We start from the raw sequence: 11,965 nt of genomic DNA, 5'->3' as shown, positions 1-11,965 counted from the left end.
GGCGCCCGCCCCGGGCCGACGCGGTGTCCGGGCCGTCCCGGCGCGGTGTCCGCCCCGGCCCGGTGCGGCGGCCCGGGCGCGGTGGTACGGGCTGCTCCTCCCCGGGTGGAACGTGTTCTCGCCAGGGCGGTCCGGCGGTCCCCGGAACGGCGGCTAGAGTCGGTGGGCAGCACCACGCGCAGGACAACTCCATCCCGCCTCTCCTCCGGGGAAAGCCGGTGCGAATCCGGCACTGACCCCGCAACCGTGAGCCCGGCACGCACCGGCCGGGCGAGTCGGAGTGCCCGGGGAGGGGCGAGCGGCCGGCCCGGAAGCACCCGCGCCCGGCACCGTCGAGGACTACGGAGCGGCCCACCCGGGTCACCACCGCTCACCGAAAGGCTCATCTCCACCATGCTCACCGCCGCCCGCCTGGGCGCCGTCGCCCTGTCCGCCACCCTGCTCGCCGGCGCGGCCGCCGGGCCGGCCCTCGCCGACAGCCCCCCCTCGCCCAGCGCCGCCGCCCCCGTCCCCGACGGCCTGTACGGCAAGGGCGACCCGAAGTACGACGGCGTGTGGCGCCAGTCGCTCGCGCTCACCGCGCTCGCGGGCGCCAAGGTGACGCCGGCCGACTCCGCCGTCTCCTGGCTCACCGGCCAGCAGTGCGCGGACGGCGGGTGGCCGTCGTTCCGCGCCGACACCGCCGCCGCGTGCGACGCCACCCTGGAGGACAGCAACGCGACCGCCGTCGCGATCCAGGCCCTGGTCGCGCTCGGCGGGCACCAGGACGCCGTCGACAAGGGCGTCCAGTGGCTCAAGGCCAACCAGAACGCGGACGGCAGCTGGGCCTTCAACCCCGGCAGCCCCGGCGACGCCAACTCCACCGGCCTGGCCGTGAACGCCCTGTTCGCCGCCAAGACCGACCCGGCCGGCGTCGCCAAGGCGGGCAAGAACGCCTTCGACGGGCTGGCGTTCTTCCAGCTCGGCTGCGCCGCCCCCACCGACCAGCAGGGCGCCTTCTTCTACCAGCCCAAGTCGGACGGTGCGCTCGAGGCGAACGGGCTCGCCACCGGGCAGGCCGCGCTCGCCGCCGTCGGCGGCAAGCTGCCGGTCGCCAACACCAACCGGACGGACGCCGCGCCCAAGGCGCTCGCCTGCGCCGGTGGCTCCGACGCCGCCGCGAAGACCGTCGCCCGCACCGACTCCGGCGAGGCCGTGGGCGCCTACCTCGCCGCCCAGCTCGCCGCGGGCGGCCAGCACCTCACCCTCACCACCCCCGGTGCCGCCCCCACCCCCGACTACACCGCCACCGCCTGGGCCGCGCTCGGCCTGATCCAGGGCGGCCACCCCCAGCAGGCGGCCGGCGCGGTGGACTGGCTGGCCAAGGAGGGCTCCGCCTGGACCAAGGGCGGCACCGACGCCTCGGCCACCGCCACCCTGCTCCTCGTCGCCCAGGCCGCCCAGCGTGACCCGGCCTCCTTCGGCGGCGACCTGACCGCGCAGCTGACCGCCCTCGGCCCGGCGCCGAAGGCGACGGCCGCCACCCCCTCCGCCACCTCGGCCTCCGCTCCGGCGAAGGACGAGAAGAAGGACGGCGGGATCGGCCAGTGGTGGCTGATCGGCGTCGGCCTGCTGATCGGCATCGGCGGCGGCCTGGTCCTGAGCCTCCAGCGCAAGCGCGGCGCCCGGCTGTGACCGCCCCTGCCACGGACGGGCCGGCCGCCGAGCCACCGGCGGCCGGCACCCCGGCGGCGGGCGGCGCTTCTGAGGCAGGCCCGGTGGCGGGCGTCCCGGTCGCGGACGCCGCCGGCCGGCGGTGCCGACGGGTCGCTCCCGCGGTGCTCCGGTTCGCCGCCGGGGTGGTCGCGGGGGTGCTGATCCTGCTGATGCTGGGGGCGGCCCCCGCGGAGGCCGCCGGGTACCGGTACTGGTCGTTCTGGAAGTGGTCCGACGGCGCCTGGGCCTACCAGCAGCAGGGGCCCGCCCTGTACGTGCCGCCGGACGGGACCGTGGACGGGTGGCGGTTCGCCGTCAGCCCGGACGGCGGCCGGGACGCCGCGCGGCCCGGCACGGCCGGGGACTTCGCGTCGGTCTGCGGCGGAACGCCCGGGCAGCAGGGGCGCAAGCGCGTGGCCGTCGTCCTGGACTTCGGCACCGCGGCCGACGCGGCCGGCGAGAACCCGCCCGGGCAGCGCAGCGCCTGCGCGGTCGTCCCCGCCAAGGCCAGCTCGGCCGAGGTGCTGGCCACCATCGCCCCGCCGCTGCGGTACGACACCAACGGGCTGCTCTGCGCCATCGCCGGCTACCCGCGGTCGGGGTGCGGGGAGCAGCTCGGCGCCGCGGACCAGCCCGGGGCGGGCGCCGGCCCGGGCTCGGGATCCGGCTCCGACTCGGGGTCCGGCACCGGCTCGGGCAGCGGCTCGGGCAGTGGCCCCGGGGCCACTCCCCCGGCCGGCTCGGTCGCGTCCCGCAGCGACTCCTCGTCCAGCGCCGGCGGCCCTGACCTCGGCGTGATCGGCGGTGCCGTTCTCGTCGCCGCTCTGGCCGCGGGCGCCGTCTGGCAAGCGCGCCGTCGCCGCTGAGCCGTTCCCGCCGAGCCGCGACCGAATATGCAGACCGGTCCACTTATACCGACCGGTCTACATATACCGATCGGTCTACATAGGACGCCCGACACCTGTGGCTGCGACCGAGCCCTATGACGACCGGTCTACATAGTCGCCCGGTGGTCCGGTCTCCATAGTCGCCCCCGCCCGAACGAGCCCGGAGCAGGAAGTCGGCCGGTCCGACTTCCTGCTCCGGCCCCCGCCACCGATCTGGACCCCACCGCCGTGACCACACCCCGCGCCGCCGGCCCGCCCCGCACCGCCCGCACCCGCCGCCCGCCCACCGGCCCCCGCCGACTGCACCCCGGGGCCTGGTGGCTGTGGGCGCTCGGCCTGGGCGCGGCAGCCACCCGCACCACCAACCCGCTGGTCCTGCTCCTGCTCGCCGCCGTGGCCGGCTACGTGGTCGCCACCCGGCGCGGGGATGCGCCGTGGGCCCGTTCGTACGGCGCGTTCCTGCGGCTCGGGCTGCTGGTGCTCGGCATCCGGCTGGTCTTCGCGGTGCTGCTCGGGTCGCCGGTCCCCGGCACGCACGTGCTCTTCACCCTCCCCGAAGTGCCGCTCCCCGCCTGGGCGCAGGGCGTGCGGATCGGCGGCCCGGTCACCCTGGAGGGCCTGCTCGCCGCGCTCTACGACGGGCTGCGGCTGGCCACCCTGCTGGTCTGCGTCGGCGCCGCGAACGCCCTGGCCAGCCCGGCCCGGCTGCTGCGCAGCCTGCCCGGTGCGCTCTACGAGGCGGGCGTGGCCGTCGTGGTGGCGATGACCTTCGCGCCCAACCTGGTCGCCGACGTCCAGCGGCTGCGCGCCGCCCGCCGGCTGCGCGGGCGGTCCGACCGCGGCATCGCCGCCGTGCTGAGCGTCGGACTCCCCGTCCTGGAGGGCGCGTTGGAGCGTTCGGTGGCGCTGGCCGCCGCCATGGACACCCGCGGCTTCGGCCGCACCGCCGACGTACCGCCGCGGCTGGCCCGCACCACGGCCGTGCTCACCCTGGCCGGCCTGCTCGGCATCTGCCTCGCCGCGTACGGGCTGCTGACCGCCGGCGCCGCCGGCTGGGCGCTGCCCGTCCTGCTGCTCGGGCTGGCCGCCGCCGTCGCCGGCCTCCTGCTCGGCAGCCGGCGCTCCGTACGGACGCGCTACCGGCCCGACCCGTGGGCGCTGCCGGAGTGGCTGACCGCCGGATCGGGCGCCGCCGTGGCCGGGCTGACCGGCTGGCTCGCCGCCCACGACCCGGCCGCCTTCGCCCCCATCGTCGTCCCGCCGACCGCGCCCACCCTGCCGTTGGCCGCCGTCCTCGCCGTTCTCCTCGGCCTGGTCCCGGCGTTCGCCGCCCCGCACCCGCCCCGGAGGGCCTCGTGATCAGCTTCGAGCAGGTCTCCGTCCAGTACGCCGACGCCGCCGCCCCTGCTCTCAGCGGCGTCGACCTGACCGTTCCGGAGGGCGAACTCTGCCTGCTGGTGGGCCCGTCGGGCTCCGGCAAGTCCACCCTGCTCGGCACGGTCAGCGGCCTCGTCCCGCACTTCACCGGCGGCGTGCTGCACGGCCGGGTCACCGTCGGCGGGCGCGACACCCGCGAGCACCGGCCGCGCGAACTCGCCGACCTCGTCGGCACGGTGGGCCAGGATCCGCTGGCGCACTTCGTCACCGACACGGTCGAGGACGAACTCGCCTACGGCATGGAGTCGTTGGGCCTGCCGTCGGACGTGATGCGGCGCCGGGTCGAGGAGACGCTCGACCTGCTGGGCCTCGCCGACCTGCGCGACCGCGCCCTCAACTCCCTCTCCGGCGGCCAGCAGCAGCGCGTCGCGATCGGCTCGGTGCTGACCGTCCACCCGCGCGTCCTGGTCCTGGACGAGCCCACCTCCGCCCTCGACCCCGGCGCCGCCGAGGAGGTGCTGGCCGTGCTGCAGCGGCTGGTGCACGACCTCGGCACCACCGTGCTCATGGCCGAACACCGGCTGGAACGCGTCGTGCAGTACGCCGACCAGGTCCTGCTGCTCACCCCCGGCGCGCCGCCCGTCCTCGGCGAGCCCGCCGAGGTGATGGCGCACTCCCCCGTCCACCCGCCGGTCGTCGGCCTCGGCCGGCTCGCCGGCTGGCACCCGCTGCCGCTCTCGGTCCGCGACGCCCGCCGCAAGGCCGCCGGCCTGCGGACCCGGCTGGACGGCCTGCACCCCTCCGGACCCGCCCTGACCACACCCACCGCGCCGGCCGGAAGCACCACCGCCCCGGCCGGAAGCACCACCACGGCTGCGGACAGCGCCGCCGCCCTCATCGCCACGGCCGAGCGCCTCGCCGTCCGGCGCGGGCCCGTCCCCGCCCTGCGCGGCCTCGACCTCACCCTCCACCCCGGCGAGATCACCGCCCTCATGGGCCGCAACGGCGCCGGCAAGTCCACCCTGCTCGGCACCCTGGTCGGCCTGCACGCGCCCGCAGCCGGCAGCGTCCGGGTCGGCGGGCTCACCCCGCACCGCACCCGGCCCGCCGAGCTGATCCGCCGGGTCGGCCTCGTCCCGCAGGACCCGCGCGACCTGCTTTACGGCGAGAGCGTCGACGCCGAGTGCGCCGCCGCCGACGGCGACGCGGGCACCGCCCCCGGCACCTGCCGCGCCCTGGTCGAACGGCTGCTGCCCGGCATCGCGGACTCCGCCCACCCGCGCGACCTCTCCGAGGGCCAGCGGCTCACCCTGGCCCTGGCCGTCGTCCTCGCCGCCCGGCCCCCGCTGCTGCTGCTCGACGAGCCGACCCGCGGCCTCGACTACGCCGCCAAGGCCCGCCTGGTGGAGATCCTGCGCACGCTCGCCGCCGAGGGCCATGCCGTCCTGCTCGCCACCCACGACGTCGAGCTGGCCGCCGAACTCGCCCACCGCACGGTGATCCTGGCCGAGGGCGAGATCGTCGCGGACGGCCCGACACCCGAGGTGGTGGTCTCCTCGCCCGCCTTCGCCCCGCAGGTCGCCAAGATCCTGGCGCCCTCCCCCTGGCTCACCGTCCACCAGGTCGAGCGCGCCCTCGACGGGAGCGCCGGATGACCCGCCCCGTCCCGCTCGGCCGGCGCTCGGTCGCGACGCTGCTGCTCACCTCCCTGGTCGGCGTCGCGGCCTTCGGCTGGCCGCTGCTCGCCGCCACCGACTCCGCCCTGGTCGGCCACTCCACCGACGCCCCCTGGCTGTTCGCGCTGCTCCTGCCGCTGATGCTGGCCGTCGTGATCGCCCAGATCTCCGAGGGCCGCCGGGCGGGCGGCGGCGCGCCCGGACTGGACGCCAAGTCGGTCGCTCTGCTCGGCGTGCTGGCCGCCGCAGGTGCCGCGCTGCGGCCGCTCGGGGCGGGGACGGCCGGGCTGGAGCCGATGTTCTTCCTGATGGTGCTGGCCGGACGGGTGCTCGGCCCGGGGTTCGGCTTCGTGCTCGGTTCGCTGTCGATGTTCGCCTCCGCCCTGCTGACGGGCGGGGTGGGCCCCTGGCTGCCGTTCCAGATGCTCGCGATGGGCTGGGTGTGCCTCGGTGCGGGCCTGCTCCCGGGTGCCGCCGGCCTGCGCGGCCGCCGCGAACTCGTCCTGCTGGCCGGGTACGGGGCGCTGGCGTCCGTCCTCTACGGCACGATCATGAACCTCCAGGGCTGGCCCTACATCGCCGGCCTCACCAGCTCGATCTCCTTCGTCCCCGGCGACCCGGTCTCCGCCAACCTGGTCCGGTTCGCCGCCTATTGCCTCACCACGTCGCTCGGCTGGGACCTCCCCCGCGCCGCCCTCACCGTCACCCTCTGCCTCACCCTCGGCACCCCGGTCCTGCGCGCCCTCCGCCGGGCCACCCGCCGCGCCGCCTTCGCCGCGCCGGTCGGCTTCGAGCCGCCGAAGGCGCCGGCCGAACCCGCGGAAGCAACAGAACCAGCGGAACGAGTGACGTCTGCGGGGCCGGCCGAGCCCGCGAAACCGACGAAGCAGCCGTAGGACCCGCCCGGGGCCGGCCGGACTCACACCGCCCGCAGCGCCCCCGGGCGGCGCCCGGTGAGCCGGCCGAGCGCGGCGGCGGCCGCCTCGTCCGCGGGCAGGTGGACGAACAGCCGCTGGTCGTCGTCGGCGGCCAGTTCGAGCGTCTCGTAGCCCGACATTGCGCACTCCGGCCCATGCCCGGGCCGCGGCACTCCACGGACAGCCACATCCGCGAAAACCGCCGCACATGACACCGGCGCCGCCCCGGAAATCCTCCGGGGCGGCGCCGCACGCATTGAGCGAAAAGGCCTCAGGCCTTCGGGCCGGCCGACTGGACGACCTCGAAGGACCACAGGGTGGAGCCGGTCGCCGCCGGGCGCTTCGGTGCCTCGCCCTCGCCGGCCGGCGGGCCCTGACGGTGGGCGGCCTGCATCGGGCCCTCCATCCAGGCCTTGAAGTCGTCCTCGCTGCGCCAGCGGGTGTAGACGAGGTACTGGTCGGTCCCCTCGACCGGGCGGAGCAGCTCGAACCACTCGAAGCCGTCCGAGTTCTCCACGGCCCCGGCCCGCGAGGCGAACCGCTTCTCCAGCTCCGCCCGCTGCTCGGCCGGAACGGTCAGCACGTTGATCTTCACGACGGACACGCCGCACCTCCTCGTCCGCCGGGGCCCCGCGCGGGCCCCGGCCCTGGTGTGTGTCAGCAGCAGTCTGCTACACCACACACCTGCGGCGGGACGAAGGTCAGGCGATCCACCCGGGAGTGAAGCGCGCCTCCTCCGGGTCGCCCACCTTGAAGACCCGGGCGCCGCCCGGGGCGGTGACGACGGCTTCGAAGGCACCCTCGGCGGTGATCCGGCGCGCCATGCCGGCCGGCAGGACGACGGTGTCACCGTCCGCCACGGCGAAGGTCTCGTCGCCCAGCTCGATGGTGGCGCGGCCCGACAGGACCGCCCAGATCTGCTCGACGTCGAACACGTGCAGCGGACCCTGGCCGCCCTCCTTCATCGCGACCCGCCACAGGGAGTTGGCCGTGCCGCCCTGGGTGGGCGAGGCGAGGGTGGTCATCACCGCGTTGGGCGTCTCGGTGCGACGGGCGTCGGTGCTACGGATGACGGTCATGCGCGAACCCCCTACAATGGACAATCAAGTTGTCTATATAGTCAATGAGGTTGTCCATCATGTCAAGCGGACCGATCGAGCCCACGCCCCCCGGCTACGAGCTGCCACTGCGCCTCCTGCTCGCCTTCCGGACGATCATCGACGAGCTGCACGAGCGGATCGCCCGCGAGGGCCACCCCGACCTCCGGCCGATGCACGGCTTCGCGTTCCAGGCGATCGGCCCGTACGGCACCACCGCCGTCGAGCTCGGCCGCAGCCTCGGGGTCTCCAAGCAGGCCGCCGGCAAGACCGTCGAACAGCTCGAACGGCTCGGCTACGTCGAACGCGGCAGCGACCCGGCCGACGCACGCCGCAAGGTGGTCCGGCTGACCGCACGCGGGGTGGACGTCCTCGCCCGGTCCGCCCGGATCTTCGACGAGCTGCGCGCCCAGTGGTCCGGCACGCTGGGCGAGGAGCGGCTGCGCGCCCTGGAGACGGACCTGCGCACGCTCGCCCCCGGCAACCCGTACCAGCTCGACACCCCGCGCTGGTTCGGCGCCCCCTGAGACCGCGACGGGAATCGGCGGGCGCCTCGTCGCGAATTCACCGGCAGGGCGAATCCGGCACTGCGCCCTCTCTTTCCCGCCGGACCCGCACACTGCTCCCACACATCACACCCAGATCGCACCCGCACCGGTCCGGGAATTCCCCGGAAATCGGAGCGTGGCCCGGCTTTGGCGCAAGGGTCTCCGCAGGAAGGTGCCAAGATGGGCGCCCCCTCTGCCATTCCGACGGACGGCGCTGCGTAATGGAGGGAATCCGACGGCCGACCGGGCCGCCGGCCCGTCCTGCGAGGAGCACACCGGAAATGCGCACCCTGACCAAGGCCACTGCCGTCGTCCTGAGCGGAATCGCACTCGCCGTATCGGGCCAGGGAATGGCGGACGCCGCCCCCGCCCCGGCCGAGCCGGTACCCGGCTGCGTGACGGCCGGGGTCAGCAGCGTCCTGGGCACCACCGTCCGGGTCACCAACGGCTGCGGCACCGAGCAGCGCGTGCAGGTCAACTTCTCCGCCTTCGGCAGCTCCTACGGACAGTGCCTCGGAGTCCTGGCCCCCGGCGAGGTGAAGACCGCATCCGCGATGGACCTGACCCGCTTCACCGGCCTGACCCGCTGCTGAGCCCCGCCGCCGACCCCCCGGTCACCCCCCCTGCCGCCGTGAGGCCCCGGGCCCGCTGCCGCCCCACCGGCAGCGGACCCGCCGCCAGCGCACCCACAAGCCCCGGCCCACAGGAGGGCCCGTCAGAACGAGCGCCCCTCCCCCCGGTACGGGGGCTCGTGGTCGACCCGGTCGGGCTTGTCCCGCTGGTCGGCGCAGAGCGTGGAGGAGAGGCGGGTGAGCAGGCCGGCCAGGTCCGCGAACTGCTTCTCGTCCCAGTCCCCGAGGAGTTCGGAGAGCTGCTCGCGCCGCGCCGCCACCAGCCGGACCGCCGCCGCCTCGCCCGGTTCGGTGAGCCGCATCGGCAGCCCGCCCGTCCGCAGCGCGAGCCCGCGGCCCTCCACCTCCCGGACGGCCTCCTCGACCACCGCGATCGGGACGACCCGGCGCTCGGCCAGTTCGGCGGGCTCCACCGAGCCCTGGTGGTACATCTGCAGCAGCAGCCAGCTGGAGGCGGGTTTGAGGTCGAGCCCGGCGGTGGCCGTGATCCGCCGGAACAGGTCGCGCCGGGCGTCCCGGGTGCTCAGCACCGAGAGGGCGCGGGCGATCTCGTCCAGCGAGGAGCGCTCGACCGGGTTGAGGCCGATCGACTCGCTGAGGTCGGGCGCGGTCACCGTCGACCTGAGCGGCTGTTCGCGCAGGAAGAGCGAGAGCACGAAGGCGACCAGGGCGACCGGGACCGCGTACAGGAAGACCCGGGTGATCGACTCGGCGTACGCGTGGTAGACGCCGGCCTGCACGTCGGCCGGCAGCCGGGTGATCACGTGCGGGTCGGAGCCGATCGCCCCGGGGCCGAACCCGGGCGGCAGCGGGACTCCCGCCAGGGCGGTCCGCAACCGGTCCTGCAGCCCCGACGCGAAGATGCTGCCGAAGATGGAGACGCCGAAGGCCGCGCCGATGGAGCGGAAGAAAGTGACGCCGGCGGTGGCCACGCCCAGGTCCTGGTAGCCGACGGAGTTCTGCACGATCAGCACCAGCACCTGCATCACCAGGCCCAGGCCGAGGCCGAAGACCAGGAAGTAGCAGCTCGTCTCGAAGGTGCTGCTGTTCTCGTCCAGCAGGGAGAGCAGCACCAGGCCGACCGTGGTGACGGCCGTTCCGGCGATCGGGAAGACCCGGTAGTGGCCGGTGCGGGCGACGATCTGGCCGGAGCCGATCGAGGTGAGCAGCATGCCGAGCACCATCGGCAGCATGTGGATGCCGGACAGGGTCGGCGAGACCTGCATGACCACCTGGAGGAAGGTCGGCAGGTAGGTGAGCGCACCGAACATCGCGAAGCCGACCACGAAGGAGATGACGGCGACCAGGCTGAACGTCTGCGAGCGGAACAGCCCCAGCGGCAGCACCGGTTCGGCGGCGGCTCGTTCGACCAGGACGAAGGCGAGCAGCAGGACGACGCCCAGGACGCCGAGGCCGACGATCTGCCAGGAGTTCCACGCCCAGGTCGTGCCGCCGAGCGAGGTCATCAGCACCAGGCACGTCGCCACCGCGGCGATCAGGACGGTGCCCGGGTAGTCGATCCGGTGCCGCCGCTTCCCCTCCGCCCCGTGCAGCACGGCGGCGATGACCACCAGGGCGAGCACGCCGATCGGCAGGTTGACGTAGAAGACCCAGCGCCAGCTGAGGTTGTCCACGAAGAGACCGCCGAGCAGCGGGCCGAGCACGCTGGTGACGCCGAAGACGGCACCGAAGACGCCCTGGTACTTGCCGCGGTCCCGGGGTGGGACCAGGTCGCCGACGATGGCCTGCGAAAGCACCATCAGCCCGCCGCCGCCCAGGCCCTGGAGCGCACGGAAGGCGATCAGCTCGCCCATGTTCTGCGCGACGCCGCAGAGCACCGAGCCCAGCAGGAAGATCACGATCGAGGCCTGGAAGAAGCGCTTCCGGCCGTACATGTCGCCGAGCTTGCCCCAGAGCGGGGTGGCCGCCGTGGAGGCCAGCAGGTACGCGGTGACCACCCAGGAGAGGTGCTCCAGGCCGCCGAGGTCGCTGACGATGGTGGGCAGCGCGGTGGAGACGATGGTCTGGTCGAGCGCGGCGAGCAGCATCGCCAGCAGCAGGGCGCCGATCGGCACCCAGAGGTTGGGAACGGCGACCTCCGGCGGGCCCGGCTCGCTCAGCGGGCTCCGGTCTGACGCGGCGATCGGATCCGTCATGGGGTCTCCGTGGGGTCGCGGGCCGTGGGCCGCGGATCCCGGTCGGCCGGGGTCCGCGCGGACGATCACTCCCTGCTCACCATGCTGTCAGAATTGCCCTGGTTTGCGCCGTCCAGTTGAGCCGAACGTAAGAACGTGGGCCATCCGGGGGACGGACCGGGCCCACTGACCGTTCAACAAGTCGCAACCACCACCAACCGGCACAACACCACCGGAGCGGGCCCGACGCCCCTGTCCCGCCTTGAGGACGTCCTGCATAATCAGGCGCGTTCGCCCCCGAGAACACGCGTCCGAGAGCACGCGGGAACCGATCCGAGACCGAGGAGGGCCGGCCGATGCCGGACCAGCACTGCCCGACGTGCGGCACCGCACGCTCCGCCGGGTGCCGGTGCCTCCCGGATCCGAGCCTGACGGAGACCGCCGTCCTGCCGCACCTCGAAGGCCCGCCGCTGGTGCGGCCGTACGTGCCGCAGGCCGTCGGCCAGGTCGCGGACGCCCCGGCGGGCGGCGTCGTGAACGGTGTCGTGGGCGGCGTCGTGAGCGGAGCCGCGGGGGACCCGTTCGGCACCACCGTCCTGCCGCCGGACCCGTTCGCCACCTCCGTGCTGCCACCCGTTCAGCAGCCGGCGGCCACCGCCCCGATGCCCGGCATCCAGATGCCCGGCGGACCGATGCCCGGTGCGCCGATGCCCGCCGCACCCCCGGTCGGCCCGGACGCGGCCCCCTACGCGGTCCCCCACCCGGATGCCTACGCGGACGCCTACGCGGACGCCCACGCGACCACCGTGCTGCCCCCCGTGCTGCCCCTGCCCCCGCAGGGCCCGGGGGTGACTCCGCACCAGGAAGGCCCCGGGCCCGACGGCCACCCGGACGGCGGCGACGAGCTGGGCTTCTTCCCGTTCCACCCGGCCCCCGCCGACGCCCCGGAGCCCGCGCCGGGCGGCCGGGCCGCCCGGCGCGCGGGCCGAAGGGAGAGGGGC

At 75.2% G+C, this 11,965-nt stretch carries 10 protein-coding genes, 2 pseudogenes and 1 riboswitch; of the genes and pseudogenes, 8 read left to right on the top strand and 4 right to left on the bottom strand.

Features of this window, described 5'->3' with window-relative positions:
- Nucleotides 1–214 precede the first annotated feature (214 nt).
- A riboswitch (cobalamin riboswitch) is annotated at nucleotides 215–280 on the top strand.
- A gap of 113 nt (nucleotides 281–393) precedes the next feature.
- The 5 genes from ABZ885_RS26890 (at nucleotide 394) to ABZ885_RS26870 (ending at nucleotide 6,531) form a co-directional block, all read left to right on the top strand.
- Nucleotides 394–1,674: a prenyltransferase/squalene oxidase repeat-containing protein gene (locus tag ABZ885_RS26890; protein WP_360193679.1), complete on the top strand. Its 1,281-nt coding sequence runs from the start codon at nucleotides 394–396 to the stop codon at nucleotides 1,672–1,674.
- Between the two features lie 143 nt (nucleotides 1,675–1,817).
- Nucleotides 1,818–2,561, top strand: coding sequence for an SCO2322 family protein (locus ABZ885_RS26885; RefSeq protein WP_360193676.1), 744 nt, complete (start codon nucleotides 1,818–1,820; stop codon nucleotides 2,559–2,561).
- Nucleotides 2,562–2,882: 321 nt separating this feature from the next.
- On the top strand, nucleotides 2,883–3,941 hold the full coding sequence (locus tag ABZ885_RS26880; RefSeq protein WP_360193682.1) for a CbiQ family ECF transporter T component: 1,059 nt from the start codon (nucleotides 2,883–2,885) through the stop codon (nucleotides 3,939–3,941).
- A complete protein-coding gene (locus tag ABZ885_RS26875; RefSeq protein ID WP_360193674.1) occupies nucleotides 3,938–5,614 on the top strand; it encodes an ATP-binding cassette domain-containing protein in 1,677 nt (558 codons plus the stop codon). Before ABZ885_RS26880 ends, ABZ885_RS26875 begins: the two co-directional genes overlap by 4 nt.
- Nucleotides 5,611–6,531, top strand: coding sequence for an ECF transporter S component (locus tag ABZ885_RS26870; protein WP_360193671.1), 921 nt, complete (start codon nucleotides 5,611–5,613; stop codon nucleotides 6,529–6,531). The genes ABZ885_RS26875 and ABZ885_RS26870 overlap by 4 nt, the downstream gene beginning before the upstream one ends.
- A 23-nt stretch (nucleotides 6,532–6,554) precedes the next feature.
- Here the strand turns inward: ABZ885_RS26870 and ABZ885_RS26865 are convergent.
- The 3 genes and pseudogenes from ABZ885_RS26865 to ABZ885_RS26855 form a co-directional block, all read right to left on the bottom strand.
- Nucleotides 6,555–6,683 (bottom strand): annotated as a pseudogene (locus tag ABZ885_RS26865) (transcriptional regulator); the annotation flags it as partial.
- Between the two features lie 140 nt (nucleotides 6,684–6,823).
- Complete coding sequence (locus ABZ885_RS26860) at nucleotides 6,824–7,156, bottom strand: antibiotic biosynthesis monooxygenase (RefSeq protein WP_360193668.1); 333 nt, start codon at nucleotides 7,154–7,156, stop codon at nucleotides 6,824–6,826.
- Nucleotides 7,157–7,253: 97 nt separating this feature from the next.
- Entirely contained in the window at nucleotides 7,254–7,631 is a 378-nt protein-coding gene (locus tag ABZ885_RS26855; RefSeq protein ID WP_360193665.1) for a cupin domain-containing protein, read from the bottom strand.
- A gap of 59 nt (nucleotides 7,632–7,690) precedes the next feature.
- On the opposite strand from ABZ885_RS26855, the gene ABZ885_RS26850 reads away from it, so the two are divergent.
- Complete coding sequence (locus ABZ885_RS26850) at nucleotides 7,691–8,176, top strand: MarR family winged helix-turn-helix transcriptional regulator (protein ID WP_360193662.1); 486 nt, start codon at nucleotides 7,691–7,693, stop codon at nucleotides 8,174–8,176.
- A gap of 302 nt (nucleotides 8,177–8,478) precedes the next feature.
- Nucleotides 8,479–8,790, top strand: coding sequence for a hypothetical protein (locus tag ABZ885_RS26845; protein WP_360193659.1), 312 nt, complete (start codon nucleotides 8,479–8,481; stop codon nucleotides 8,788–8,790).
- Between the two features lie 122 nt (nucleotides 8,791–8,912).
- Here ABZ885_RS26845 and ABZ885_RS26840 read toward each other — a convergent pair whose 3' ends face one another.
- On the bottom strand, nucleotides 8,913–10,985 hold the full coding sequence (locus ABZ885_RS26840; protein ID WP_360193657.1) for an MDR family MFS transporter: 2,073 nt from the start codon (nucleotides 10,983–10,985) through the stop codon (nucleotides 8,913–8,915).
- Between the two features lie 335 nt (nucleotides 10,986–11,320).
- Between ABZ885_RS26840 and ABZ885_RS26835 the strand changes: the two are divergent.
- A pseudogene (locus tag ABZ885_RS26835) lies at nucleotides 11,321–11,965 on the top strand (hypothetical protein); the annotation flags it as partial.

The organism is Kitasatospora sp. NPDC047058, assembly GCF_040643935.1.
Classification (GTDB): Bacteria; Actinomycetota; Actinomycetes; order Streptomycetales; family Streptomycetaceae; genus Kitasatospora.
This window is presented reverse-complemented; position numbering and strand designations above follow the sequence as displayed.